The 25,882-nt window shown below is 69.2% G+C and carries 23 protein-coding genes; 19 read left to right on the forward strand and 4 right to left on the reverse strand.

Translation table 11 applies throughout. The features are described 5' to 3' along the window. The first annotated feature begins 22 nt into the window (after positions 1–22). From rplT to pheT, 8 genes are all read left to right on the forward strand, one after another. A complete protein-coding gene (gene rplT / locus QRN44_RS15810; protein WP_064294422.1) occupies positions 23–409 on the forward strand; it encodes a 50S ribosomal protein L20 in 387 nt (128 codons plus the stop codon). Positions 410–511: 102 nt separating this feature from the next. After that, the gene (locus QRN44_RS15815; protein ID WP_285039596.1) at positions 512–1,312 is read left to right on the forward strand and encodes a TrmH family RNA methyltransferase; all 801 of its coding nucleotides are present in this window, start codon (positions 512–514) and stop codon (positions 1,310–1,312) included. A gap of 221 nt (positions 1,313–1,533) precedes the next feature. After that, entirely contained in the window at positions 1,534–2,253 is a 720-nt protein-coding gene (locus QRN44_RS15820) for an amino acid ABC transporter ATP-binding protein (RefSeq protein WP_064294513.1), read from the forward strand. 91 nt (positions 2,254–2,344) lie between these two features. Beyond that, entirely contained in the window at positions 2,345–3,241 is an 897-nt protein-coding gene (locus QRN44_RS15825) for a glutamate ABC transporter substrate-binding protein (RefSeq protein ID WP_064294420.1), read from the forward strand. Positions 3,242–3,348: 107 nt separating this feature from the next. After that, positions 3,349–3,996 carry an amino acid ABC transporter permease gene (locus QRN44_RS15830; RefSeq protein WP_056013357.1) on the forward strand — a complete coding sequence of 216 codons (648 nt, stop codon included), beginning with the start codon at positions 3,349–3,351 and terminating at the stop codon, positions 3,994–3,996. Further along, on the forward strand, positions 3,993–4,892 hold the full coding sequence (locus QRN44_RS15835; RefSeq protein WP_064294512.1) for an amino acid ABC transporter permease: 900 nt from the start codon (positions 3,993–3,995) through the stop codon (positions 4,890–4,892). Before QRN44_RS15830 ends, QRN44_RS15835 begins: the two co-directional genes overlap by 4 nt. Before the next feature lie 91 nt (positions 4,893–4,983). Continuing rightward, positions 4,984–6,024, forward strand: coding sequence for a phenylalanine--tRNA ligase subunit alpha (gene pheS / locus QRN44_RS15840; RefSeq protein WP_064294511.1), 1,041 nt, complete (start codon positions 4,984–4,986; stop codon positions 6,022–6,024). A gap of 2 nt (positions 6,025–6,026) precedes the next feature. Then, complete coding sequence (gene pheT, locus QRN44_RS15845; RefSeq protein WP_285039597.1) at positions 6,027–8,540, forward strand: phenylalanine--tRNA ligase subunit beta; 2,514 nt, start codon at positions 6,027–6,029, stop codon at positions 8,538–8,540. Between the two features lie 73 nt (positions 8,541–8,613). On the opposite strand, the gene QRN44_RS15850 is transcribed toward pheT, so the two are convergent. Both QRN44_RS15850 and QRN44_RS15855 read right to left on the reverse strand, forming a co-directional pair. Continuing rightward, the gene (locus QRN44_RS15850; protein WP_285039598.1) at positions 8,614–10,173 is read right to left on the reverse strand and encodes a helix-turn-helix domain-containing protein; all 1,560 of its coding nucleotides are present in this window, start codon (positions 10,171–10,173) and stop codon (positions 8,614–8,616) included. Positions 10,174–10,209: 36 nt separating this feature from the next. Further along, on the reverse strand, positions 10,210–10,857 hold the full coding sequence (locus tag QRN44_RS15855) for a hypothetical protein (RefSeq protein WP_285039599.1): 648 nt from the start codon (positions 10,855–10,857) through the stop codon (positions 10,210–10,212). A gap of 140 nt (positions 10,858–10,997) precedes the next feature. Here QRN44_RS15855 and QRN44_RS15860 point away from each other — a divergent pair, with 140 nt between their 5' ends. The 9 genes from QRN44_RS15860 to QRN44_RS15900 all read left to right on the forward strand — a co-directional run bounded on the left by QRN44_RS15860 (position 10,998) and on the right by QRN44_RS15900 (position 20,577). Then, complete coding sequence (locus QRN44_RS15860; protein ID WP_175117847.1) at positions 10,998–12,281, forward strand: sensor histidine kinase; 1,284 nt, start codon at positions 10,998–11,000, stop codon at positions 12,279–12,281. After that, on the forward strand, positions 12,278–12,967 hold the full coding sequence (locus QRN44_RS15865; protein ID WP_175117848.1) for a response regulator: 690 nt from the start codon (positions 12,278–12,280) through the stop codon (positions 12,965–12,967). The genes QRN44_RS15860 and QRN44_RS15865 overlap by 4 nt, the downstream gene beginning before the upstream one ends. A gap of 201 nt (positions 12,968–13,168) precedes the next feature. Then, on the forward strand, positions 13,169–14,212 hold the full coding sequence (gene argC / locus QRN44_RS15870) for an N-acetyl-gamma-glutamyl-phosphate reductase (protein WP_121291731.1): 1,044 nt from the start codon (positions 13,169–13,171) through the stop codon (positions 14,210–14,212). After that, entirely contained in the window at positions 14,209–15,378 is a 1,170-nt protein-coding gene (gene argJ / locus QRN44_RS15875; protein WP_285039600.1) for a bifunctional glutamate N-acetyltransferase/amino-acid acetyltransferase ArgJ, read from the forward strand. The genes argC and argJ overlap by 4 nt, the downstream gene beginning before the upstream one ends. Positions 15,379–15,380: 2 nt before the next feature. Then, positions 15,381–16,286: an acetylglutamate kinase gene (argB, locus tag QRN44_RS15880; protein WP_285039601.1), complete on the forward strand. Its 906-nt coding sequence runs from the start codon at positions 15,381–15,383 to the stop codon at positions 16,284–16,286. Beyond that, on the forward strand, positions 16,283–17,467 hold the full coding sequence (locus QRN44_RS15885; protein ID WP_175117852.1) for an acetylornithine transaminase: 1,185 nt from the start codon (positions 16,283–16,285) through the stop codon (positions 17,465–17,467). Before argB ends, QRN44_RS15885 begins: the two co-directional genes overlap by 4 nt. A 35-nt stretch (positions 17,468–17,502) precedes the next feature. After that, on the forward strand, positions 17,503–18,444 hold the full coding sequence (argF, locus tag QRN44_RS15890; protein WP_121291728.1) for an ornithine carbamoyltransferase: 942 nt from the start codon (positions 17,503–17,505) through the stop codon (positions 18,442–18,444). 69 nt (positions 18,445–18,513) lie between these two features. After that, on the forward strand, positions 18,514–19,944 hold the full coding sequence (gene argH, locus QRN44_RS15895; protein WP_285039602.1) for an argininosuccinate lyase: 1,431 nt from the start codon (positions 18,514–18,516) through the stop codon (positions 19,942–19,944). 15 nt (positions 19,945–19,959) lie between these two features. Then, positions 19,960–20,577 carry a DNA-3-methyladenine glycosylase gene (locus QRN44_RS15900; RefSeq protein WP_175117854.1) on the forward strand — a complete coding sequence of 206 codons (618 nt, stop codon included), beginning with the start codon at positions 19,960–19,962 and terminating at the stop codon, positions 20,575–20,577. Between the two features lie 9 nt (positions 20,578–20,586). On the opposite strand, the gene QRN44_RS15905 is transcribed toward QRN44_RS15900, so the two are convergent. After that, positions 20,587–21,186, reverse strand: a complete 600-nt coding sequence (locus QRN44_RS15905) for a hypothetical protein (RefSeq protein WP_285039603.1) — start codon at positions 21,184–21,186, stop codon at positions 20,587–20,589. Next, positions 21,183–21,815, reverse strand: coding sequence for a DNA-binding protein (locus tag QRN44_RS15910; RefSeq protein ID WP_285039604.1), 633 nt, complete (start codon positions 21,813–21,815; stop codon positions 21,183–21,185). The genes QRN44_RS15905 and QRN44_RS15910 overlap by 4 nt, the downstream gene beginning before the upstream one ends. A gap of 168 nt (positions 21,816–21,983) precedes the next feature. On the opposite strand from QRN44_RS15910, the gene tyrS reads away from it, so the two are divergent. Continuing rightward, a complete protein-coding gene (gene tyrS / locus QRN44_RS15915) occupies positions 21,984–23,294 on the forward strand; it encodes a tyrosine--tRNA ligase (RefSeq protein WP_079002656.1) in 1,311 nt (436 codons plus the stop codon). Positions 23,295–23,337: 43 nt separating this feature from the next. After that, the gene (locus tag QRN44_RS15920; RefSeq protein ID WP_285039605.1) at positions 23,338–25,227 is read left to right on the forward strand and encodes an outer membrane protein assembly factor BamB family protein; all 1,890 of its coding nucleotides are present in this window, start codon (positions 23,338–23,340) and stop codon (positions 25,225–25,227) included. Positions 25,228–25,882: the final 655 nt, after the last annotated feature.

Genomic DNA, 25,882 nt, shown 5'->3' on the forward strand with positions numbered 1-25,882 from the left:
TTACCCGTAAGGAACTAGGAACATGGCAAGAGTCAAAAGGGCGGTCAACGCTCACAAGAAGCGTCGCGTCATCCTCGAGCGCGCCGCCGGTTACCGCGGTCAGCGTTCGCGTCTGTACCGCAAGGCCAAGGAGCAGGTCACTCACTCCCTCGTCTACTCGTACCGCGACCGTCGTGCGCGCAAGGGTGACTTCCGTCGCCTCTGGATCCAGCGCATCAACGCGGCTTCGCGTGCCAACGGCATGACGTACAACCGCTTCATCCAGGGTCTCGGCCTCGCCGGGATCGAGGTCGACCGCCGTATCCTCGCGGACCTCGCGGTGCACGAGCCCGCCACCTTCGCGGCCCTCGTCGCGTCGGCCAAGGCCGCACTGCCCGCCGACACCTCGGCACCCAAGGTCTCCGCCTAGTCGGAAGCCCTGCGTCCGACCGGACGACGTGTTCGAACGGCCCGATCCCACCAGGGATCGGGCCGTTTCGTCTGTCCGGAGTGCGACCCATAGGATGGGTGCGTGCTTGACAATCCGCGGTCACCGCGCGTCCGTTCCGTCGCCAAACTCGCCAAGCGTCCGGCGAGACAGGAGACCGGCCTGTTCCTCCTCGAAGGACCGCAGGCGGTGTCGGAGGCCCTGCAGTTCCGGCCCGACCTGATCCTCGAGCTGTACGCGACGCCGACGGCCCTCGAGCGCTACACCGACATCGGGGCCGCGGCCACCGATGCGGGACTCGAGGTCGAGTTCGTCACCGAGCAGGTGCTGGAGTCGATGGCCGACACCGTCACCCCGCAGGGGTTCATCGCGGTCGCGCAGCAGTTCCCGACCTCCATCAAGGACATCTTCGCCGGGGAGCCGCAGCTCGTCGTCATCCTGGAGGAGGTCCGGGATCCGGGCAACCTCGGGACGATCATCCGAGCCGCCGACGCCGCCGGAGCGGACGCCGTCGTCCTGAGCGGACGGACCGTGGACCTCTACAACCCGAAGGTCGTGCGCTCCACGACCGGCTCGCTCTTCCACCTGCCCGTCGCGGTCGGTGTCGAGCTGCCCGCCGTGCTGGAACGGGCCCGTGCGGCGGGACTGCAGACGCTCGCGGCCGACATCAAGGGCGAGGACCTCCTCGTGGTCCGGTCGGAAGGCGTGCTCGCGAAGCCGACGGCATGGGTGTTCGGCAACGAGGCCAGGGGACTCACCGACGAGCACCTCGAGCTCGTCGACCGTGCGGTTACGGTACCGATCTACGGCCGTGCCGAGAGCATGAACCTGGCCACCGCGGCGTCGGTGTGCGTCTTCGAGAGCGCGTTCGCGCAGCACGCCTGAGCGTCTGAGGCGTCGACCGTCGAGGTTACGAAACGGTAACCGTAGCGCTTCCGTCATGCGCACGAAACACACGGTCACCTAGTTTGGGTTACATGGAGCCAACAGTGTCCCCGAACTCCGGCCCGACGGAACCCGATGCAGCAGCCTCGCATGGTGCCGCCGGCGTATACGAGACCACGAGCAACCCGATCCAGGCAGGGCGCGGCGAGCCCCTCGTCGTCATGGAGAACGTCGAGAAGCACTACGGCGAGTTCCACGCCCTGAAGGACATCAACCTCACCGTCAACAAGGGCGAGGTCGTCGTCGTGATCGGACCGTCCGGGTCCGGCAAGTCGACCCTCTGCCGGACGATCAACCGGCTCGAGACGATCAGCTCGGGGGAGATCCGGATCGACGGCAAGAAGCTGCCGGAGGAGGGCAAGCAGCTCGCCGAGCTGCGCGCCGACGTCGGCATGGTGTTCCAGTCGTTCAACCTGTTCGCGCACAAGACGATCCGCGAGAACGTCACCCTCGGCCCGATCAAGGTGCGCAAGCAGAAGAAGCGCGACGCCGACGATGCGGCGAAGGTGCTGCTCGAGCGCGTCGGCATCGGCGTGCAGGCCGACAAGCTGCCGGCACAGTTGTCCGGCGGGCAGCAGCAGCGCGTGGCGATCGCCCGCGCCCTCGCGATGAAGCCGAAGGTCATGCTGTTCGACGAACCGACCTCGGCCCTCGACCCCGAGATGATCAACGAGGTCCTCGACGTCATGGTGCAGCTCGCCGGTGAGGGCATGACCATGATCGTCGTCACCCACGAGATGGGCTTCGCCAGGAAGGCCGCCGATCGCGTCGTCTTCATGGCCGATGGCGAGATCCTCGAGGACACCGACCCCGAGTCGTTCTTCACGAACCCGCAGTCCGAGCGGGCGAAGGACTTCCTGTCGAAGCTGCTCACCCACTGACCCATCCGACTCCGGATCGCGCGACCCGCGCGGCGACCCGGAACTGACCAACCGATCGGCCCGTCCCGGGCACCAAGGAAGGAAGGACAACATGCGCAAGAGGCTCATGTTCATCACCGCGGGAGTCGCTGCAGCAGCGCTCGCGCTCAGCGGGTGCAGCGGCGGCGACGCCGGCACCGGATCGACCGACGGCGCGTCCGACGGCGGCGCACTCTTCGAGGTCGCCACCGACGTCCAGCTCGAGGGCAGCCCCACGTACGACGCGATGGTGAAGGCCGACAAGGTCCGCATCGGCGTCAAGGAGGACCAGCCCGGTCTCGGTTACCTCGACGCCGCCACCGGCGAGCGTTCCGGCTTCGACGTCGAGATGGCCACCTGGATCGCCGCGTCGCTCGGCTTCGACGCCGACAAGATCGAGTTCAAGGCGATCCCGAGCGCCAACCGCGAGTCGGCCATCGTGAACGGTGACATCGACTACTACGTCGGCACCTACTCGATCACCGACAAGCGCAAGGAGCAGATCGACTTCGCCGGACCGTACTTCGAGACCGGCCAGGGCCTGCTCGTCGCCGCGGACAACGACGACATCAAGGGCGAGGACGACCTCGCCGGCAAGACCGTGTGTTCGGCGACGGGCTCGACGCCCATCCAGAACATCAAGGACAACTTCCCCGACACCAAGACGGAGGAGTTCGACACCTACTCGCAGTGTGTCGAGGCCCTGAACGACGGCAAGGTCGACGCGGTCACGACCGACCAGGCGATCCTGATCGGGTATGCGGCGCAGTTCCCCGACGAGCTCAAGGTCGTGGGCGAGCCGTTCAGCACCGAGCTGTACGGCATCGGTCTGCCGAAGGGTGACGACGCCCTCCGCCACTTCATCAACACGATGTTCACCGATGGCGGCGACACCTGGACCAAGATCTACGACGCCACCCTCGGCGCCTCCGGCACCAAGGTGACCCAGCCGGCGGTCGACGACTACTAAGCAGCGCCCCGGGCGGCCGCCGACCAGCGGCCGTCCGGTGGAGCTGTCCCGTCGACTCCGCCCAGGCGCCCGCCACGGGCGTCCCCCTCCCGAAAGGCGTGCGCGACATGAACGTCCTGCTCGACAACCTCGACCTCTTCGTCACGGGCTTCCGCAACACCCTGCTGCTCTTCGTGGTGTCGGGGTTCTTCGCGCTCGTCCTCGGCACCATCGTCGGTGCCATGCGGGTCTCGCCGGTCCCGGCGATGCGCCTCTTCGGCACCGTGTACGTCAACACGGTGCGCAACACCCCGCTGACCCTCATCCTCTTCTTCTTCGCGTTCGGCTACCCGAAGCTCGGGCTCCCCGAAGTGAGCTACACGACGCTCGCGATCATCGGGCTGAGCCTCTACACCGCCACCTACGTCGCGGAGGTCCTGCGGTCCGGCGTCAACACGGTGCCGATCGGGCAGGCCGAGGCCGCACGCGCGATCGGGCTCCCGTTCGGACAGACCATGACGCTCGTCATCCTGCCCCAGGCGTTCCGTGCCGTCCTGCCACCGCTGTTCAGCGTGCTGATCGCCCTGCTCAAGAACACGACGGTCGCCGCCGGCTTCTCCGTCGCCGAAGCGGGCGCGATCCGCGCGAACCTGTCCGAGCGCGGCGAGCCGCTCCTCATCGGACTGCTGTGGGTGGCCCTCATCTTCGTGGCCCTCGTGTCGCTCCTGTCCCTCGCCCAACGGGCCTTCGAGAAGAAGTGGAGGATCGCGCGATGAGCTCCGTCCTGTTCGACACCCCCGGCCCGAAGGCCATCGTCCGCTATCGCTGGATCGGTGCGGCGACGGTGCTCGTCGTCGCCGGCATCCTCGCCTTCGTCGTCTTCCGCTTCATCGAGACCGGACAGTTCACCGCCTCGAAGTGGAAGCTCTTCACCTTCCCGCGCGTCTGGGAGCAGATCCTCCAGGCGACGGGCGCGACCCTGTCCGCGTTCGCGGTCGCCGCCGTCTGCAGCGTCGTCCTCGGACTGGTGCTGGCGATCGGCCGACTGTCCGACCACAAGGTCATCAACGTCCCCTTCACGATCTTCATCGAGTTCTTCCGGGCGGTCCCGGTCCTCATCCTGATGATGCTCATGTACTACGGGTTGCCGCCCCTCGGCTTCACCTTCGTGACGCCGTTCGTCGCCGTCGCCGTCGCGCTGACGCTGTACAACGGCGCGGTGTTCTCCGAGATCTTCCGAGCGGGCATCGAGTCGCTGCCGAAGGGACAGGGCGAGGCCGCCTACGCCATCGGCCTGCGCAAGTCCGCGGTCCTGCGCCTCATCCTGTTCCCGCAGGCGATCCGCGCGATGCTGCCGGTGATCATCGCCCAGCTCGTCGTCGCGCTCAAGGACACGGCGCTCGGCTTCCTGATCACCTATCAGGAGCTCCTCTACCTCGCGAAGCAGTTCGGGTCGCAGGCGCTCTACGGTAGCCCGATCATCCCCTCGATCATCGTGATGGGTTCGATCTACATCGTGCTCTGCCTGATCCTCTCGGGCGTCGCGAAGATTGTCGAGGTGCGCACCCGACGGTCGCCGCGGACGCCGAAGGAACAGGCCGTGACCGAGGACACGACGACGAAGATCCTCGGCATCCAGGCGGGGAACCAGTCGTCCGGCGCGAGCATCTGACGTCGTCCCGACGGTGACCGGTCGACCGGCTCGCCGTCGGGGCGAGGACGGTCGCCCATGCGGGCCGACCGCCTGGGTAGACTTGGCTCTCGTGTCCGACGCATCCCCAATCTCCGAACCAGCGGTGAACGCCGCGGTCGACGCCGCTCTCGAAGCGATCGCCGCAGCCACCGACTCGGCCGCCCTGAAAGCGGTCCGATCAGCCCACGCCGGCGAGGCGTCACCGCTCGCCGCCCTCAACGGATCGCTCCGCAGCGTGCCGAACGACCAGAAGGCCGCGCTCGGCAAGCTGGTCGGTCAGGCTCGCGGGCGCGTCTCGAAGGCGTTGAGCGAGCGCGAGGGCGAGATCGTCGCCGCCGAGACGGAGGCACGCCTCGCCGCCGAGGCGATCGACGTCACCGCCGTTCCGCTGCGTCGCGTGCCCGGTGCCCGGCACCCGCTCACGCTGCTCCAGGACCGCGTGTCCGACATCTTCGTCGGCATGGGGTGGGAGATCGCCGAGGGCCCCGAGGTCGAGAGCGAGTGGTTCAACTTCGACGCCCTGAACTTCGACGCCGACCACCCGGCCCGTGCGATGCAGGACACCTTCTTCGTGGAGCCGCTGGAGTCGCACCTCGTCCTGCGGACGCACACCTCGCCGGTCCAGGTGCGCTCGCTGCTCGAGCGCGAGCTCCCCGTGTACGTGCTCGCCCCCGGGCGCGTGTACCGCACCGACGAGCTCGACGCGACGCACACGCCCGTCTTCATGCAGTTCGAGGGTCTCGCCGTCGACAAGGGCCTGACGATGGCGCACCTGCGCGGAACGCTCGACCACTTCGTGAAGAGCGTCTTCGGCGACGACGCGAAGGTCCGCCTGCGTCCCAGCTACTTCCCCTTCACCGAGCCGAGCGCCGAGCTCGACTTCTGGCACCCGACCTTCAAGGACGGACCGCGTTGGATCGAGTGGGGCGGGTGCGGCATGATCAACCCGAACGTGCTCCGGTCCGCCGGTATCGACCCCGAGGTCTACTCGGGCTTCGCCTTCGGGATGGGTGTCGAGCGCGGCCTGATGCTGCGCGACGGCGTGCAGGACATGCGAGAGATGGTGGAGGGCGACGTCCGCTTCTCCCAGCAGTTCGGGATGGTGGTGTAGTCGTGCGTGTTCCATTGAGCTGGCTCGGGGAGTTCGTCGAACTCGCCCCGGGGACCACCCCTGAGGACGTCCACGCAGCGCTCGTGCGCGTCGGACTCGAGGAGGAGGACGTCCACCGCTTCGAGCTGACGGGTCCCATCGTGGTCGGCGAGGTCCTCGAGTTCGTCGAGGAGCCGCAGTCCAACGGCAAGACCATCCGCTGGTGCCAGGTCCGCGTCGCCGAGGGTGACGCCGAGGGGGCCGTGCGCGGCATCGTCTGCGGCGCCGGCAACTTCTTCGTCGGCGACCAGGTGGTCGTCACGCTGCCCGGCGCCGTGCTGCCCGGTCCGTTCCCAATCGCCGCTCGCAAGACCTACGGCCACGTGTCCGACGGGATGATCGCCTCGGCTCGCGAACTCGGTCTCGGTGAGGACCACGACGGGATCCTGCGCCTCTCGACGATCGGGGTCGAGGCGCCTGTCGGCACCGACGCGATCAGCCTGCTCGGTCTCGACGACGCTGCAGTCGAGCTCAACGTGACGCCCGATCGCGGCTACGCGTTCTCGATCCGAGGGGTCGCACGCGAGTACTCCCACGCGACCGGTGCGGTCTTCCGCGACCCGGCCGGGAGCGTCCCCGAGGCGTTCACCGGGCCACTCGACGGCTTCCCCGTCACGATCGAGGATGCAGCGCCGATCCGCGGTCGCGTCGGGTCGAGCGTCTTCGTCACGCGCGTCGTGCGTGACGTCGACCCGACGAAGCCCACCCCGCCGTGGATGGTGGCCCGGTTGAAGCTCGCGGGCATCCGCTCGCTGTCGCTCGTCGTGGACATCACGAACTACGTCATGCTCGAGCTCGGGCAGCCGATCCACGGGTACGACCTCGACAAGCTCACGGGCGGCATCGTCGTGCGGCGCGCGCAGTCCGGCGAGACCTTCGTCACGCTCGACGGCCAGGAGCGGAAGCTCCACGACGAGGACCTGCTAATCACCGACGACTCGGGCCCGATCGGGCTCGCCGGCGTGATGGGTGGCCTCGACACCGAGATCACCGATGCCACGCGCAACGTCCTCATCGAGGCCGCGAACTTCGACCAGGTGTCCATCGCGCGGAGCGCACGTCGCCACAAGCTGCCGAGCGAGGCGTCCAAGCGGTTCGAGCGCGGTGTCGATCCACAGATCGCCGTTGCGGCCGCCGGTCGCGTCGCGCAGTTGCTCGTCGACCTGGCCGGTGGCCGGACGGACGACCTCGGCTCCACCGTCACCACGGCGCCCGATCGCGAGCCGATCCTGCTCCCCGACGACTACATCAACGGCCTCATCGGCGTCACGTTCGGAGCGGACGAGACACGATCCGCGCTCGCCGAGATCGGCGCGGCCGTCGAGGCGACCGATGGCGGCCTGCTCGTGACGCCGCCGAGCTGGCGCCACGACATCACCGGCAAGGAGGACCTCGCCGAGGAGGTGGCGCGGATCCTCGGATACGACCGCATCCCGTCGGTGCTCCCCGTCGCGCCTCCGGGACGCGGGCTCTCGCGTTCGCAGCGGCTGCGCCGCGGGGTCTCCGATGCGCTCGCCTACGGCGGCGCCACCGAGGTGTTGGCCTACCCGTTCGTCTCCGCCGAGGAGAACGCGCGGTTCGGCGCACCGCAACCAGGTGAGTTCCCGGCCGTGAAGCTCGCGAACCCGCTCGACGCGAAGGCCCCCTTCCTCCGCGCGTCGATCCTGCCCGGTCTCCTCGCGGTGGCCCACCGGAACGTCTCGCGTGGTCTGACCGACCTCTCGATCTTCGAGGTCGGCGCGGTGTTCCGCCCGTCCCGTCACGGTGCGTTCGGCCAGGCCGAACTCCCGCAGGCGGCGGTCCGTCCGAGCGAGGCCCAGCTCCAGGAGCTCGAGGCGGGCGTCCCGGCTCAACCGCGTCATCTCGGCTTCCTCGCGGTCGGCAACGCCGTCCCGAAGCAGCCGGGCCAGCCCGCGGTCGCGGCCGGTATCGCCGACGCGCTCGAGGCCGTCCAGGCCGTCGCGGTGGCGACCGGCGTCGACATCACCGTCTCGCAGGGCAGCCACCAGGCACTGCACCCCGGACGGACCGCGGCCTTGCACGTCGGCGACGTCCTGGTGGGGTATGCGGGGGAGGTGCACCCGGCCGTCGCCGAGGAGGCGAACCTGCCGCGCGTCGTGGCGGTCGCGGAACTCGACCTGGATCGCATCATCGCGCTCGGCAACGCACTGCCCGAGGCCGTCGGCATCGGCACCCTGCCTGCGGCGACGCAGGACCTCTCGCTGCTCGTCCCCGCGACGGTCGCAGCGGGTGAGGTCCTCGACGCCGTCCGCGTCGGCGCCGGTTCGCTGCTCGAGCACATCCGCCTCGTCGACGACTACCGCGGCTCGGGTGTCCCCGAGGGCGGCAAGAGCCTGACCTTCGCCCTGCGGTTCCGGGCGCCGGACCGCACGCTCACCGCGGCGGAGGCGAGCGACGCGAAGCTCGCCGGCGCGGCAGTGGCGGCCGAGCGTTTCGGCGCGAGCATCCGGGACTGAGCCGGTCGTACCGGACGACAGCGGCCCCGCGGATCGACGATCTGCGGGGCCGCGTCCGTCTGGCGGGACGGACTCAGTCGCGGAAGGTCTCGATCGACGCACCCAGGGCGATGAGCCGCTCCTGCAGCTGCTCGTACCCGCGAGCGATGATGTCGACGTTGCGGAGCACGCTCGTACCCTTCGCGGCGAGCATGGCGAGCAGGATGACGACGGCCGGTCGCAGCGCGGGAGGGCAGCTCACCTCGGCGCCGGACCAGTGCGTCGGCCCGGAGACGTCGATGCGGTGCGGGTCGCGCAGACGGACGTTGGCGCCGAGCCGCGTCAGATCGGTGAGGTGGATCGCCCTGCCCTCGTACACCCAGTCGTGGATGAGCGTGTCGCCCTCGGCGCAGGCCGCGATGACCGCGAAGAACGGGAGGTTGTCGATGTTCAGCCCCGGGAACGGCATGGGGTGGATCTTGTCGATCGGGGCGTGCAGCTTCGAAGGGTGCACGGTGACGTCGACGAGTCGGGTCCGACCGTTCGCCGCCGCGTACTCGGGGGAGCGGGTGTAGCGCAGTCCCATCTCGCCGAGCGTCGCGAGCTCGATCTCCATGAACTCGATCGGCACGCGAGTGACGGTGATCTCCGAGTCGGTGACGATCCCCGCGGTGAGCAGACTCATCGCCTCCACCGGGTCCTCACTCGGCCAGTAGTCCACGTCCTCGTTGATGACGCTGCGACCGGTGATCCGGAGCGTCGTGCTCCCGATGCCCTCGATGGTGATGCCGAGGAGCTCCAGGTAGAAGCACAGGTCCTGCACCATGTAGTTCGGGCTGGCGTTGCGGATGATCGTCACGCCGTCGCGCACCGCGGCGGCCATGATGGCGTTCTCGGTCACGGTGTCGCCCCGCTCGGTGAGCACGACGCTCAGCTCCTCGGGCACGTCGGGGGCGACGGTGGCCTGGTACCAGCCGGCGGTCGCCTCGATGGACAGGCCGAACGGCCGGAGCGCGATGAGGTGCGGTTCGACGGTGCGGGTCCCGAGGTCGCAACCACCGGCGTAGGGGAGGGCGAAGGTGTCGTAGCGGCCGAGCAGCGGACCGAGGAACATCAGCACACTGCGGGTCCGGCGACCAGCGTCCTCGTCGATGCTCTCGAGCGAGAGGTCGTCCGGGACGTGGATCTCGACGTCCTGGCCGTCGGGCGACCAGACCACCGAGACGCCCAGGCTGCGCAGGACGTCGATGATGCGGTCGACCTCGACGATCCGGGCGATGCCGTGCAGCGTGGTGCGGCCGCGGTTCATGAGTGCGGCGCACAGGAGCGCGACCGAGGCGTTCTTGCTCGAACGCACCGCGATCGTCCCGTGCAGCTGTCGGCCGCCCTGGACGCGGAGGTGCGAGTTCTTCTTCTGTTCGCCGAAACTGACGATCTCGCTCTCGAGCGCGGTGCTGATCCGGCTCAGGAGGTCGATGCTGATGTTCTGACTACCCTGCTCGATCCGGTTGATCGCGCTCTGGCTCGTGCCGACGCGTTCCGCCAGCTGGGCCTGGGTGAGTTTGCGTCCCTGTCGGGCGCCGCGGATGAGTGCTCCGACCTGCCGGAGCGGTGCCGCAGGGTCCGTTCGTTCAAACGTTGCCGTGTCTTCCATGTCGTCACTCTATCTCAGATATGAGATAGAACGCCGTTAGGGGCGCCCCTGAGGTGACTCGGCTGCATTCGAAACCCGCTCCGTGGTGTCAGGCGCTGGCGCGGAGCTCCGGAAGACGGCGGCGTAGACCGGGCCTGCGACGAACCAGATGGCCGTGATCGCGACGAGCTTGATGATCATGCCCCAGATGACGTCCTCGTTCGCGAGGGCGAAGGACGCGGGGACCCTCCAGCCGATCATGGCCTGCATCGCGAGGAGCCCGGTGATCGCGATCACGACGGCGAGGACCACCCGACGCCACTCCGACCAGGCGGCACGGACGTACGCGGGACCGGACTTCGGCTTGGGCCGGGGTGCTGGACCGCCCGCGAACCGGTGTGCGAACCAGACGTCCGCCTTCGTGATGAGCGCGTGCCCGAACGCCACCGTGAAGCCCAGGTAGATGGTCGCGAGGAGGTGCGTGACGTTGGGCTCCTCGCCGGACGCGAGGTCGATCGCGGTCAGGACGAGGAGGACGAGGTCCACGATCGGTACACCGATCAACATGATCGCGCTGAGCCGCCGCCGCCGGAGGAGGTAGCGGACCGCGAGCCCGCCGAAGAGGAGGATCCAGAACGCGGCCTCCGCGCCGAGGATGGCCCAGATGAGCGGGCTCGTGCCGAAGAGTTCAGTGAAGCTGTCCATGTTCCGATGGTGTCGCGGGATGATGCCGTGCCACATCGACCGTGCTGCTGATCCTCCGGCGACGGGGTCAGCGGAACTGCGTAGGCGGGTTCGTCCCTCCGACGCTCGCGCCGCGCGGCTCGAGCTGATGTGATGGAGGCATGGCTGCTCTCGAAGGACCGCGCGCATGGGTGGATCGACACCGCGAGCCGGTCATCACCACGGTGTGCGCAGCCATGGGACTCCTGTTCGCCCTCCTCGGGATCCATGTCCCCTGGGGGACGACCGTGTCGGAACCGCCGCTCCTCCTGACGCTCGTCTTCCTCACGGCCATCCTGGCGGTGCACCTGCTCCGCCGCCGACGCCCGTTGACCACGCTGGCCGTCGGCATCCTGATCGCCCTCGCCGAGGCGCTCACCACCGGAGGCAGCGGCCTCGGGATGCTCATCGTCGTGTCCGACCTCGCCTACGCGGCGGCGCTCTACTCGCGGTCCCGGGTCATCGACGTCGCCGCGTTCGCCTGCACCGCGCTCGCCGTCGTGTCGGTCGGTGTCTTCGCGGTGATCTGGTTCACCGACGACGTCGAGGCCATCGCCCGGCTCGGTCGCGGAGTGGTCCTCGGCTCGCTCATCATCGTCCCGGTCATCCTGGCGAGTTCGATCTGGTACGGCAGGATGGTCCGGTACCCCCGCCTCGAGGCCGAACGCCAGCGCGAGCGCGCGGACACGATCGCCCAGGCAGCGGCTGCGCTCCGGCAGGACGCCGTGACCCGTGAACGGCTCGAGCTCAGCCGGGAGCTGCACGACGTCATCGCCGGTCACCTCTCGGCGATCGCGATGCAGTCGGCGGCGGCACTGGAACGACGCGACGGCACCGACCCGGTGGCGCTGCGGCGCAGCCTGGCACTCGTCCGGACCAGCAGTCTCGACGCGCTCGCCGACATGCGCACGATGATCGACGTGCTCCGTGGTGACCAGTCGACCGACGACCTGGCCCAGGCACCAGACCGACTCACGGCCGAGTCGGTGCGCCGCGCGGTCGAGGTCGCCCGTGCCAACGGACTGGAGGTGGAGGTGCGGGCGCCGGACGACGCGGCGCTCGCCGAGGTCCCCGCGCAGACCTCGATCGTCGGCCTCCGCACGCTCGTCGAAGGCCTGACGAACACCGCGAAGCACGCTCCGGGTGCCTCCGTGCGGGTGGAGGTCTCGCTCCCGCCCGGTGCCCTGTCGGTCACGCTCAGCAACCCGCTGCCGACGGCGACCGTGTCTTCGGTGCTCGCCGGGTCCGGTGGGGTCGGCCTCGTCGGCCTGGCCGAGCGGGCACGCCTGGTCGGAGGCGACCTCGCCGCGGGGCCGGACGGTCCCGACTGGCGGACGGCGCTCACCGTGCCGACCCTGGCGTCGCCGGCCACCCCCGCGGTCGTCACCGCAGGAGGGGCGTCATGACCATCACGGTCCTCATCGCGGACGACCACGCGGCCGTCAGAGCGGGTCTGGGGGCGCTGCTCGACGAGCCGGACGACATCCAGGTCATCGCCGAGGCGGCGGACGGGGAGGCCGTCGTCGCGCAAGCCGTGCGACACCGACCGGACGTCGTGCTGCTCGACGTCCAGATGCCGCGTGCCTCCGGGATCGACGCGATCCCGGCCATCCTCGCCGCGGCCACCCCACCGCCGAGCATCATCATGCTCACGACCTTCGCGCTCGACCGGTACGTCGACGAGGCGCTGGCGGCCGGGGCGAACGCCTTCCTGGTGAAGACGGTCTCCGCTGCCGGCCTCGTCGATGCGATCCGACGAGTGCACGCGGGCGAGGCGGTGCTCGCGCCGGAGGTGACCCGCCGAGTCATCGAACGTCTCGCCGCGGCCAGACCTCCGGTCGTGCCGGCACCGGCTCCGGAGCACCCCGGTCTGGCCACGCTGACACCGCGGGAGCGTGAGGTCCTCGAGCGACTGCGCGAGGGCCTGAGCAACGCGGGGATCGCGACCGTGCTCGGGCTGTCGGAGGCGACGGCCCGGACGCACGTGTCCCGGATCCTCGTGAAGCTCGACGCGCGGTCGCGGGTGCAGGCGGCGCTCATCGCGGAGCGGGCTGCGCCGGGCGCGGATTCGTCGGCATCCTCGTCGTCGTAGTACGCTCTCGACATGGCACGTTTCCAGGCACAGGGTTCTTCGCGGGCGATCACGCTCCGCGCCCTCCGCCGTCCCGTGTCCGCGCGCGCTACCGCAGAGCGACGATAGGCGACCCCGGTGCTCGCACGGTCCAGGTGATCGTGCCGTCGTCCAGGAGTCGCCGCCTCCGCCCCTCGAGCGTCCACTCAATAAGGTAGAGCCATGTCCTTCTCTGTAGCGGTGGCCGGAGCATCCGGCTACGCAGGAGGCGAGCTGCTTCGGCTGCTCGCCGACCACCCCGACTTCGACGTCAGGACGGTGACCGCGCACGCGAACGCCGGTCAACCGCTCGTCGACCACCAGCCACACCTCCGCTCCCTCCGGCATCTTGTCCTCGAGGCGACGACGCCGGAGGTGCTGGCGGGACACGACGTCGTCTTCCTCGCCCTGCCGCACGGCAAGTCGGGTGAGGTGACGGCATCGCTTCCACCGGAGACCCTCGTCGTCGACTGCGGAGCCGACCACCGGCTCGTCGACGAAGCCGACTGGGACGCGTTCTACGGCGGCGACTACTTCGGCGCCTGGGCCTACGGCGTGCCGGAGCTCCAGACGTCCACCGGTCGGGGGCGCGACGCTCTCGCCGGCGCCAAGCGGATCGCCGCTCCCGGATGCAACGCCAGCACGGTCGCCCTATCCCTCGCGCCCGGCATCGCCGCGGGGGTGATCGAGCCGCTCGACCTCGTCTCCGTGCTCGCGGTCGGGCCGTCCGGTGCGGGGAAGAGCCTGAAGGTCAACCTGCTCGCGAGCGAGGTGCTCGGCACGGCCAACCCCTACGCCGTCGGCGGTACCCACCGGCACATCCCCGAGATCACGCAGAGCCTCCGGGCGGCCGGTGCCGATCGCGCCTCCATCTCGTTCACCCCGGTCATCGTCCCGATGTCGCGCGGCATCCTGGCCACCTCGACGGCACGCATCGTCCCGGGCACCACGGCGGCAGCCGTCCGCGAAGCCTGGGAGACGGCCTACGCCGACGAACCGTTCGTCCAGGTGCTGCCGGAGGGCTCGTTCCCACGGACGGCCGACGTCCTCGGCGCCAACACCGCGTTGATCGGACTCGCCGTCGACGAGACGGTGGGACGGGTCGTCGTCGTGACCGCCGTCGACAACCTCGTGAAGGGGACCGCCGGCGCGGCGATCCAATCGGCGAACATCGCGCTCGGGCTTCCCGAGACGACCGGCTTGAGTGTGAATGGAGTGGCACCGTGAGTGTGACAGCAGCAGCAGGATTCCTCGCGGCGGGCGTCGCCTGCGGCCTCAAGACCTCCGGGGGCCTCGACCTCGCGGTGGTCCACAACGTCGGTCCGCTGCAGCACGCGGCGACGGTGTTCACGAGCAACCGGTGCAAGGCCAACCCGATCCTCTGGAGCGAGCAGGTCATGCAGGACGGCATCGTCTCGGCGATCGTCCTGAACTCCGGCGGCGCGAACTGCTACACGGGGACGCGCGGTTTCCAGACGACGCACGCGACCGCGGAGGCCGTCGCCGAGCGACTCGCGGTCTCGGCCGGCGACGTCCTCGTCTGCTCCACGGGGCTCATCGGCGAACAGCTCGACCTCGACAAGTTGACCGCAGGCGTGTGGGACGCCACCCGCGCGGTCGCCGGCCAGGACGGTGCGAGCGAAGCGGCCGGGCTCGCCGCGGCGACCGCCATCATGACGACCGACACGAAGCCGAAACAGGCCGTGCGGAGCGCGGACGGATGGACCGTCGGTGGCATGGCGAAGGGCGCGGGCATGCTCGCCCCCGGGCTCGCGACGATGCTCGTCGTCATCACGACCGACGCCGTGCTCGAGCCGTCCCAGCTCGATCAGGCGCTCCGCAGCGCGACCCGCGTCACCTTCGACCGCCTCGACTCCGACGGCTGCATGTCCACGAACGACACGGTGTCGCTCCTCGCCTCCGGGTCGAGCGGCGTCACCCCGGAGCTGTCCTCCTTCACCGAGGCGCTGACGGAGGTCTGTCGCGACCTCACCCTGCAGTTGCAGGCCGATGCCGAGGGCGCGGCCCACGACGTCGCGATCGAGGTCGTCGGCGCGGTGTCCGAGGACGACGCGGTCGAGGTCGCCCGCGCGGTCTCCCGCAGCAACCTCTTCAAGGCGGCCATCTTCGGCAACGACCCGAACTGGGGCCGGGTGCTCGCGGCCGTCGGGACCACGGGCGCAGAGTTCGACCCGTACGGGATCGACGTGGCCATGAACGGCGTCCAGGTGTGCACGGCCGGCGAGCCGGATCAGCCGCGCGACCTCGTCGACCTCTCACCGCGCGCAGTGCACGTGCTCATCGACCTCCATGCCGGTGACACGGGAGCCACCATCTGGACGAACGACCTCACGCACGACTACGTGCACGAGAACAGCGCCTACGCGAGCTGATGATGACCCAGTACCGAGACAATTCTCCCGAGGAGGCGGCGATCAAGGCCGCCACCCTCATCGAGTCCCTTCCCTGGTTGAAGACCTTCCGCGACCAGACGATCGTCGTGAAGTTCGGTGGCAACGCGATGGTGAGCGACGAGCTCGCGCAGGCGTTCGCCGAGGACATGGTCTACCTGCGTTACGCGGGGCTGAAGCCCGTCGTCGTGCACGGTGGTGGCCCGCAGATCTCCGCGATGCTCGACCGGCTCGACATCCACAGCGAGTTCCGCGGCGGGTACCGGGTCACGACGCCCGAGGCCATGGAGGTCGTCCGCATGGTCCTCACTGGCCAGGTCAACCCCGAGCTCGTGGGGCGGATCAACGAACACGGCCCGCTCGCCGCAGGACTGTCCGGCGAGGACGCGGGCCTGTTCGGCGGACGTCGTCGCTCGATCGTCGTCGACGGCGAGACCGTGGACATCGGGCTCGTCGGCGACGTCGTCAGCGTCGACCCCACCTCGGTGCAGGCCTACCTCGACGCCGGCAACATCCCGGTGGTCTCCTCGATCGCCCCCGACCTCGACCAGCCCGGCCAGACGCTCAACGTGAACGCCGATGCGGCCGCCGCGGCGCTCGCCGTCGCACTCGGTGCCGCCAAGCTCGTCATCCTGACCGATGTCGCCGGCCTGTACAGCGACTGGCCCGACCGCGACTCGCTCGTCTCGCAGATCACGACGAGTGAACTCCGAGCCATGCTGCCCTCGCTCGAATCGGGCATGATCCCGAAGATGACCGCCTGCCTCGACGCCGTCGACGGCGGGGTCGCCAAGGCTGCCATCATCGACGGCCGCGTACCCCACTCCATCCTGCTCGAGGTGTTCACCCAGAACGGCTCAGGCACCGAGGTCGTCCCGGAGGACTCATGAGCGACTGGAAGAGCCGCGTCGACCGCGACATGATGCGCACGTTCAACACGCCGATCGCCATGCTGACGCGCGGTGAGGGATGCCATGTCTGGGACGCCGAGGGCAACCGCTACCTCGACTTCCTCGCGGGCATCGCGGTGAACGCACTGGGACATGCGCATCCGGCGTTCGTCGGTGCGATCACGCGACAGGCGGGCACGCTCGCGCACGTCTCCAACTACTTCTCGAGTCCGCCGCAGCTCGAGCTCGCGGCCCGACTCAAGCGTCTCGCCGGAGCGGACGAGGGCGGTCGGGTGTACTTCGCGAACTCCGGTGCCGAGGCGAACGAGGCGGCGTTCAAGCTCGCCCGACTCAACCACGGCGACGGATCGCGGACCCGCGTGCTCACCCTGGAGAACTCCTTCCACGGGCGGACCTTCGGCGCGCTGGCCCTGACCGGAAAGCCCGCGCTGCAGGAGGGGTTCCATCCGCTCCCGGGCGGCGTCGAGCACATCCCGACTACGATCGAGGCACTCGAGGCGGCGATCGACGACCGGGTCGCCGCGCTGATCATCGAACCGATCAAGGGCGAAGCCGGCGTCATCGACCTGCCGGAGGGCTACCTCGCCCGTGCCAGGGCACTCACCGAGGCACACGGCGTGCTGCTCATCATCGACGAGATCCAGACCGGGGCCGGTCGGACGGGGGAGTGGTTCGCGTTCCAGCGGGACGGCATCGTCCCGGACGCGATCACCGTCGCCAAGGGGATCGGCGGTGGCATGCCGATCGGCGCCCTGGTCACCTTCGGCGCCGCCTCCGAGCTGTTCGGACCCGGCCAGCACGGCAGCACGTTCGGCGGCAACCCGCTCGCGACCGCGACGGCGAACGCGGTGCTCGAGGAGATCGAGCGCGCCGGTCTCGTGCAGAACGCCGCCGCGCGTGGTGAGCAGTTGCGGGGCGTCATCACCGCCATCGGTTCCCCGCTCGTCGAGGAGGTCCGCGGACACGGGCTGCTCATCGGCATCGGCTTGAGCGCCCCGGTGGCGGCCGAGCTGTCTGCTGCTGCGTTCGACCGTGGGCTCATCATCAACGCCCCGAACGCGACGAGCATCCGGATCGCGCCGCCGCTCATCATCGGCGACGCAGAGATCGACGAGTTCACCTCCCTCTTCCGCGCGGCGCTCGACGCCGTCCAGGCCTGACCGGCCATCGACCCACACGAACAGGACCACCAGCCATGACCCGTCACTTCCTCCGCGACGACGACCTCAGCCCGGCCGAGCAGGCCGAGATCCTCGATCTCGCCACCGAGCTGAAGCGTGACCGCTGGTCTCGCAAGCCACTCGAAGGCCCGCAGACCGTCGCGGTCATCTTCGACAAGTCCTCGACGCGGACACGCGTCTCCTTCGCCGTGGGGATCGCCGACCTCGGCGGATCACCGCTCATCATCTCGACGGCCAACAGCCAGCTCGGCGGCAAGGAGACGGCCGCCGACACCGCCCGCGTCCTCGAACGTCAGGTCGCGGCGATCGTCTGGCGGACCTACGCCCAGTCCGGTCTCGAGGAGATCTCGGCCGGGACGACCGTGCCCGTCGTCAACGCGCTCTCCGACGACTTCCACCCGTGCCAGCTCCTCGCCGACCTCCTCACGATCCGCGAACACAAGGGCCGGCTCGCCGGTCTGACGATGTCGTTCTTCGGCGACGGAGCGAGCAACATGGCCCACTCCTACCTGTTGGCCGGCGCGACGGCGGGGATGCACGTCCGTATCGCCGCCCCGGCCGAGTTCGCCCCGGCTGCGGACGTCGTCGCCGACGCGGAGCGCATCGCCGCGACGACGGGAGGATCAGTGCTCGTGACCACCGACCCCGACACTGCGGCGACGGATGCCGACGTGATGATCACCGACACCTGGGTGTCGATGGGCAAGGAGGACGAGAAGGCGCAACGCGTCGCCATCTTCGGCGGCTACCGGGTCGACCGCAGGCTCATGGGGCTCGCAGCCTCCGACGCCGTCTTCATGCACTGCCTGCCCGCCGACCGCGGCTTCGAGGTCGAGGCCGAGGTCATCGACGGGGCACAGAGCATCATCTGGGACGAGGCGGAGAACCGCCTCCACGCGCAGAAGGCCCTGCTCGTGTGGCTGCTCGAGCAGCAGCACGCCGGCTCTGCGGCCTGACCCTTCCCCGGCTGCGGCCGACCGACCAGTCCGGAGCACTCCGGACGCCAGCAGTACAGGAGGCCCATCGTGGCAGATCAGCAGAATCGAGCAGGCGAATCCGGGGCCCTCTGGGGTGGACGCTTCGCGAGCGGCCCGTCACCGGAACTCGCCCGTCTGAGCAAGTCCACGCAGTTCGACTGGGTCCTCGCCGCATACGACATCGCGGGTTCCCGTGCCCACGCCAAAGCGCTCGCGTCGGCGGGGTACCTCGACGAGGACGAGCTCGGTGGGATGCTCGCCGCCCTCGACGTCCTGGACGCCGACGTGGCCGACGGGACGTTCGTCGCGGCGGCGAGCGATGAGGACGTCCACTCGGCGCTGGAACGCGGGCTCGTCGAACGGGCCGGCAAGGAACTCGGTGGGAAGCTGCGTGCCGGCCGGAGCCGGAACGACCAGATCGCGACGCTCGTGCGCCTCTACCTCATCGATCACGGACGGGTGATCGCCCGCGACGTCATCCACCTGGTCGACGCGATCGTCTCCCAGGCCGAAGCACACCCGGACGCGGTCATGCCCGGCCGCACGCACCTGCAGCACGCCCAGCCGGTGCTGCTCGCCCACCAGCTGCTCGCGCACGCCTGGCCGCTCACCCGCGACCTGGAACGGCTCCGCGACTGGCTCGCCCGGGCGAGCGCATCGCCGTACGGTTCCGGAGCGCTCGCCGGGAGCTCCCTCGGGCTCGACCCGGTGCTCGTCGCGCACGAACTCGGGCTCGACCGGCCGACGGAGAACTCGATCGACGCCACCGCCAGCCGCGACGTGGTCGCCGAGTTCGCGTTCATCACCTCGCTCATCGGGATCAACCTGTCCCGGTTCGCCGAGGAGATCATCGTCTGGAACACCCGCGAGTTCGGGTTCGTGACCCTGGACGACGCCTACTCGACCGGCTCGAGCATCATGCCGCAGAAGAAGAACCCCGACATCGCCGAACTCGCCCGCGGGAAGTCCGGGCGACTCATCGGGAACCTGACCGGGTTGCTGGCGACGTTGAAGGCGCTGCCGCTCGCGTACAACCGCGACCTGCAGGAGGACAAGGAGCCGGTGTTCGACTCCGTGAACCAGCTCGAGGTGTTGCTGCCGGCGTTCACCGGGATGGTGGCGACGCTCCGCTTCGACACGGCACGGCTGCGCGAGCTCGCACCGGAGGGGTTCTCCCTCGCGACGGACGTCGCCGAGTGGCTCGTCAAGCAGGGTGTCGCCTTCCGTGACGCGCACGAGATCAGCGGCGAGCTCGTGCGGTACTGCGAGGAGCGCGGCCTTGCACTCGACGAACCGGACGACGCCGCACTGGCTGGTGTCTCGGAACATCTCACCCCGGCCGTGCGGAGCGTCCTGACCGTCGACGGCTCGATCGGCAGCCGACTCGGCGCCGGCGGGACTGCGCCGGAGCGGGTCCAGGACCAGCTCGTGACACTCGTCGGGCGGGTGGGCGCGCTGTCACAGGCCCTCTCGCTCTAGACGGGGCGGGGTCCGATGACGACGGCCGGTCCGCTGCGGGCACTGACCTCGGGATCGGCCCTCGAGGTCGCGCCCGCGCTGCTCGGAGCGGTGCTGTCCCACACGACGCCCGAGGGCACCGTGTCGGTCCGTCTCACTGAGGTCGAGGCCTATCTCGGGGTCGGTGAGGATCCCGGATCCCATGCGCACCGTGGTCCGACCCCGCGCACGAGTCCGATGTTCGGTCCGCCCGGGCATCTGTACGCCTACTTCAGCTACGGCATGCACGTGTGCGTCAACGTCGTGTGCTCACCCGTCGGCACGGCGTCGGCCGTCCTCCTGCGTGCCGGCGAGGTCGTCGCGGGCCTGGAGCTCGCGCGGCTGCGACGCGGTGAACGGGTGCCGGATCGCGACCTGGCCAGAGGACCGGCGCGGCTCACCGTGGCGCTCGGGATCGCGCTCGACCAGTCGGGTGACGACCTCGCCGAGCCGCCCTTCGATCTGCTGCTGCCCGAGCGCCCGCTCGCCTCGGCGGCCGGTCCGCGGACTGGCGTCAGCGGGGTCGGTGGGGGAGCCGCCTACCCGTGGCGGTTCGTGCTGCCGGGGGAGACGACCGTCTCGCCCTACCGCCGCTCTCCCAGGGCCGTGGACTGATCCGCCGACTCAGCCTCGCGCGAGCAGCAGGATCGACGCCACCCCGGCAGCCCAGAGGATGCTGGCGAGCGAGCCGATGATGAACCGCTCGCGCGCCTCGGCCGAGTCGAGTTCGGTGAGGCGTCCGACACCCTTCACCGCGACGATGACCGCGATCGCCTCCGGATAGCCGGAGAACAACGCGGCGACGAGGGCGAGCCGTTCGAGGATCCCGATGGCGGTCCCGCCGCGCAGCACTTCGATGGGACGTCCGACGACCTGCGAGGCGCTCGGGTTCCGGCGCTCCACGAGGATGCCGCCGTGGATTCCGGGGGCGACGCTGCCCTTCGTCGCGAGGGTGAGGACGAAGGAGGCGACCGGACCACCGCCGGCGACCGCGACGGCCAGGACGAAGACGCCGAGGAGCACGAGTGCAGGACCGGTCGGCGGGACCGAGGGGACGAGCGCGATCAGGAAGGCCCCGACCACCATGAGGGCCGCCGCCACGACCATGAGACGATCCGCGAGACGCGCGCTCAGCATCCGGGCCAGCAGGAGGAAGACGAGCGCGCTTCCGAGAAGGCCGATGACGGTCGGCCAGGTGATGGGCGTGAGCGTGACGAGGTTCATCGCTCGTCCTTTCGGTCGTCGGGGTGGTGCACGGAGGCGTCCTGGTCGAGCTTCGCCAGGAGGCGGATGAGCGCGGTGGTCGCCGCGGCTTCGGCTCGGACTCCGGCGGCCGCGACCCGGCGACTGACCGAACTCTCGGTGATGCCGAGTCGTGCCGCGGCCTCGGACTGGGTCGCGCCGGCCGCGAGCAGGTCGGCGACCTCCCATCCGCCCTCGGTCCTCCGGTCGCGGAGGTGGAGGAGGAGCACGATGAGCGCTTCGACATCGGCGCCGCCCTGCTGGTCGGCCGCCTCGAGCGCGAACCGGAAGGGCGCCCGCTTGGCCCGCGTGACAGCCTCCCTCGCAGCGTAGAAGGCCTGACCGGTCGCGGCTCGGGTGGAATCAGGGAGCGGACGTCGGACGTCGCCTTGTCCGATGCCCACGCTCCAGCCGCGATCCCGGAGGAGGTCGAAGGCGATGGCGAGCGCGATCCCGGCGTCATCGGTGGCGAGCTGGAACTCGTCGCCTGCCGTGCGTTCGGCCTGCAGGAGCAGGTGGTCCGGGAACCGGTCGTTGATCGACTCGATGACACCGGCGGCGCGATCGGGGCCGGTCCGGCTCGCGATCTGATCGACGGTCAGGACGTACACGGCTCTCCTCTCGGCGGTGGGTCGGCTCGATCACCCTAGTCGCAACGTGCAGGTATTTCCACAACTCCGAAGAATGAGAGGAATTCCTGCACATCACGATCGCCGCGATCGCGCCGGTGCCGATGCACCCGATCCAGCCGCCGATCCTGCGCTGATAGCCTTGCAAGCGTGTCGAACCTCGCTCTTCCTGACCAGCGCAACGATCCGACCTTCGAGGACGTCTGGGACGAACTCGTCTGGCGCGGGCTCGTCCATGTGTCGACGGATCAGCAGGAGCTGAAGCGCCTGCTCGGTGGAGCGCCGATCACCTACTACTGCGGGTTCGACCCGACTGCTGCGAGCCTCCACCTGGGCAATCTGGTCCAGCTGCTCGTCATGCGTCGGCTGCAGCTGGCCGGACACCGCCCGCTCGGGCTCGTCGGCGGTTCGACCGGCCTCATCGGCGACCCACGTCCGACCGCCGAGCGCACACTGAACACGCCGGACACTGTCGCCGAGTGGGTGCAGTCCCTCCGCGCGCAGATCGAACGCTTCCTCAGCTTCGAGGGCGACAACGCCGCGCGCATGGTCAACAACCTCGATTGGACCGCACCGCTCTCGGCGATCGACTTCCTGCGGGAGATCGGCAAGCACTACCGCGTCGGCACGATGCTGAAGAAGGACGCGGTCAGTGCCCGCCTCAACTCGGAGGCGGGGATCAGCTACACCGAGTTCAGTTACCAGATCCTCCAGGGGATGGACTACCTCGAGCTGTACCGCGAGTACGGCTGCGTCCTGCAGACCGGCGGGAGCGACCAGTGGGGCAACCTCACGAGCGGAACCGACCTCATCCACCGGGTCGAGCGGGCGACCGTCCACGCGATCGGGACCCCGCTGATCACGAACTCGGACGGCACGAAGTTCGGGAAGAGCGAAGGCAACGCGGTCTGGCTCGACCCGAGCATGACGAGCCCGTACGCGTTCTACCAGTTCTGGGTCAACACCGACGATGCGGACGTCATCGCCCGGCTGAAGGTGTTCACGTTCCTCGATCGGGTGGAGATCGAGCGACTGGCGGCCGCGACCGAGTCGGAACCGTTCAAGCGGGAGGCGCAGAAGACCCTCGCCTACGCCGTCACCGCGCTCGTCCACGGGGTCGCCGCGACGGATGCGGCCATCGCCGCGTCGGCCGCGCTCTTCGGTCAGGGCGATCTGGACGCTCTCGACGCGGACACGCTGCGGTCGGCCGTCACGGAGTTGCCGAACGCGCGGGTGACGGCGGAGACCCTCGTCATCCAGGCGCTCGTCGACACGGAGCTGTGTTCGAGCCTCGGTGAGGCTCGACGCGCGGTCGCCCAGGGAGGCGTCTCGGTGAACAACCGCAAGATCGACGACGTCGACGCGACTCTGGACGACCGGTTCCTGACGGGCGGGGTGGCCGTGCTGCGCCGCGGCAAGCGCACCCTCGCCGGGCTGTTCCTCGACGGAGCGCCCGCCTGATCCGCCGACGACGGCATCGTCGTCGTCATCGAACCTGAAGGGGATGCTCCGAGTGCAGCTCTGCGAGGCGTGCGGGACCGAGATCGTCGACCGTCGCGACGGTGTGTGCCCGAGTTGTGGGGCCATGCTGCCGCTGCGCACGGGCGAGCTGTCGACCGTGCAGACGCCGGCCGAGGCGGCGGCCGAGCCGGAGCCGGCGGACGAGCCCGAGTCGGAGTCGACGGACGACCGGTCCACGCCGGCCGATGACGGCGACCTCGTCGAGACCGATGCACCCCACGTCGAGACCGGTGCCCCAGCAGCGGAAGCCGATCGACCGCCGTCGCCGGACGTCGACACGGTCGAGCCCACGAACCGCGGTACCGCGACGTCGATCGCGCCGAGCGCGGTGCCGACACCGGTCCCGGATCCCGAATCCACCAACCCGGCGCCGGCGCAGGCGTCGACTCCGCACCCGGCGACAGCCGCTGCGGACGAGCCGGCTTCGGCAAGCTCCGCAGGGGAGGCACCTGGGGAACCGGCCGCGCCCCGTGCCCTCTGGCACCCCGATTCGTTGCCCAGCACGGTCAAGCGGACCCCCTCGCGACGCCGATGGTTCATCCTCGGCGGATTCGCACTCGCCGTGGTCGCTGCGATCGTCGCGGTCGTGCTCATCGTGGTCGCGGCCGTTCCCCACCGCGTCGAGGGGCTCGCGCTCCTCCGCGACCTCCCGACGAAGCCGACCGTCGGAACGTGGGAACTCGCGCATCCGCTGGACGACGAAGTGCCCGCGGGCGACGAGCTCTACCTCAACGGGTACACCGCGAGCCCCAACACCGCGCTGCTCGTGTGGTCGACCGACCGGCCACTGGATCAGACGACCCTCGACGACGCTCCGGGCGAGACGGTGGTCTCCCTGGTGAACACGGCGAACGGCCACACGCTCTGGGACCGTCGCGTCACCGAGCTCTCGCCGGAGTTCGACCGGTTCGACGCACCGGTGGTCGTCTCCCCACCGGATGCGGCCGCGATCGTGCTGAGTCAGGGGGACCTCATGGTCGCCGTGAGCCGTCGGGACGGGCACGTGGTGTCCACCTCGCAGGAGCACTCGAGTGTCGAGGGGATCGGCTTCGCCGACTTCGCTGCACCGGCGGCGTTCGTCCCGGGTCTCGAGGGTGATCTGCTCATCTCGTCGACCACGGCCGACGGCACCGGGACGGTCGGCCGCTATCGGTCGACGGACCTGACCGACCCGGTCTGGGAGGTCAGCGGTGACGCCGGCGAGCGGGCGACCACCGCAGGCGACAAGCTCTTCTACGACGGAGCGGTCTTCTCGCTCGACGACGGATCGACCATCGACTGGCAGGGCGATCTCTCCTGGTACTACCAGCAGGTGGGCGGCGATCTCGTCGCGATCGACTACTCCGGCAACGACACCACGATCCGCGGGGTGGACGACCGCACCGGCGCCGAGCGCTGGAAGGCGACCGGGGCACTGCCGGTGGTGCTCGACGCGAGCGGACTGTTGGTCGTCGCCGACCAGTCGGGGGAGCGGGTCCGCCGCCTCGACCTGCGATCCGGCGAGGTCGAGTGGCGCAGCGGACTGACGAGCACCTGGGACGGCGCCTACACCGTGGGCGACACGATCATGCTCGGTGACGGCGACGGCGGATACACCGGGGTCGGCGCTCGAGACGGTGAGATCCGATACGAGGAGCGGGACGCCGAGGGCAGCCTCGTCGGATACAGCGACCGGACCCTCCTGCTGACGCTCGACGACACGCTCGTCGGCATCGACGCGACCACGGGCGAGCGCAGTTGGTCGGTCGACTCCGCCGGAGACGAGTACTCGTTCACCGCCTGGGGCGGAAGCCCGCTCGCCGTCGCGACGGTCGTCGCGGCCGGTTCCGACTCAGCGGCCGTCCTCGGCATCGGTGACGCCGATCGGGACTGAAGCGCGTGGATCCGGGCGACACGCCCGGGATGCAGCGAGGATTTGCCAGCCCCTGGCGGTCTGCGTAAAGTAATCACTCGTCACCCCAAAGGTGCGGGAAGCGGAAGAGCTTCCCGGCCTCAAGTGGGACTGATACCCAGCCAAAAGTCGAGCATCTCCACGTGAGTCAAACTCACACTTGAGATCGTCTCACTTCAAGACTAGGTTGGTACTTCCCAGCTCTCGGGTCATCGAAGCGGTGAGGATCAAGCGAACTCCGGTCCGCTCAGATCAGCTCCTGATTCGACTTGACAAGAACCGAAGAAGTGGTAAGTTAGAGAAGTTGCCCTGCAGGGCGGTCGTGATGGCCAAAGGCAGGAGCATCCGATCCTTGAGAACTCAACAGCGTGCACAATGTCAAATGCCAAAAACCTCGTGCAATTGATGCCTTCCTTTTCGGTTGGTTGATGTTGTAAGAGATTCCTTTGGAAAACATTTAAACAAAACAAAGCAAGTCAGTAATGATTTGTTCTGTCAGTTTCAAACTTGCATCGTGTTCACCTATTCCGGTGGCATGGTGCGCGAAATGTGCCGGTCTTCGGATCGTGCAATTCAACATTTACGGAGAGTTTGATCCTGGCTCAGGACGAACGCTGGCGGCGTGCTTAACACATGC

Origin of the sequence: Plantibacter sp. lyk4-40-MEA-4, assembly GCF_030209415.1 — a bacterium.
Classification (GTDB): domain Bacteria; phylum Actinomycetota; class Actinomycetes; order Actinomycetales; family Microbacteriaceae; genus Plantibacter; species Plantibacter flavus_A.

Coding starts and splice junctions, on each gene's coding strand:
- rplT (WP_064294422.1), top strand. CDS start 23: ATGGCAAGAGTCAAAAGGGCGGTCAACGCTCACAAGAAGCGTCGCGTC.
- QRN44_RS15820 (WP_064294513.1), top strand. CDS start 1,534: ATGGAGAACGTCGAGAAGCACTACGGCGAGTTCCACGCCCTGAAGGAC.
- QRN44_RS15825 (WP_064294420.1), top strand. CDS start 2,345: ATGCGCAAGAGGCTCATGTTCATCACCGCGGGAGTCGCTGCAGCAGCG.
- QRN44_RS15830 (WP_056013357.1), top strand. CDS start 3,349: ATGAACGTCCTGCTCGACAACCTCGACCTCTTCGTCACGGGCTTCCGC.
- QRN44_RS15835 (WP_064294512.1), top strand. CDS start 3,993: ATGAGCTCCGTCCTGTTCGACACCCCCGGCCCGAAGGCCATCGTCCGC.
- QRN44_RS15850 (WP_285039598.1), bottom strand. CDS start 10,173: ATGGAAGACACGGCAACGTTTGAACGAACGGACCCTGCGGCACCGCTC.
- QRN44_RS15855 (WP_285039599.1), bottom strand. CDS start 10,857: ATGGACAGCTTCACTGAACTCTTCGGCACGAGCCCGCTCATCTGGGCC.
- QRN44_RS15860 (WP_175117847.1), top strand. CDS start 10,998: ATGGCTGCTCTCGAAGGACCGCGCGCATGGGTGGATCGACACCGCGAG.
- QRN44_RS15865 (WP_175117848.1), top strand. CDS start 12,278: ATGACCATCACGGTCCTCATCGCGGACGACCACGCGGCCGTCAGAGCG.
- argC (WP_121291731.1), top strand. CDS start 13,169: ATGTCCTTCTCTGTAGCGGTGGCCGGAGCATCCGGCTACGCAGGAGGC.
- argB (WP_285039601.1), top strand. CDS start 15,381: ATGACCCAGTACCGAGACAATTCTCCCGAGGAGGCGGCGATCAAGGCC.
- QRN44_RS15885 (WP_175117852.1), top strand. CDS start 16,283: ATGAGCGACTGGAAGAGCCGCGTCGACCGCGACATGATGCGCACGTTC.
- argF (WP_121291728.1), top strand. CDS start 17,503: ATGACCCGTCACTTCCTCCGCGACGACGACCTCAGCCCGGCCGAGCAG.
- QRN44_RS15900 (WP_175117854.1), top strand. CDS start 19,960: ATGACGACGGCCGGTCCGCTGCGGGCACTGACCTCGGGATCGGCCCTC.
- QRN44_RS15905 (WP_285039603.1), bottom strand. CDS start 21,186: ATGAACCTCGTCACGCTCACGCCCATCACCTGGCCGACCGTCATCGGC.
- QRN44_RS15920 (WP_285039605.1), top strand. CDS start 23,338: ATGCTCCGAGTGCAGCTCTGCGAGGCGTGCGGGACCGAGATCGTCGAC.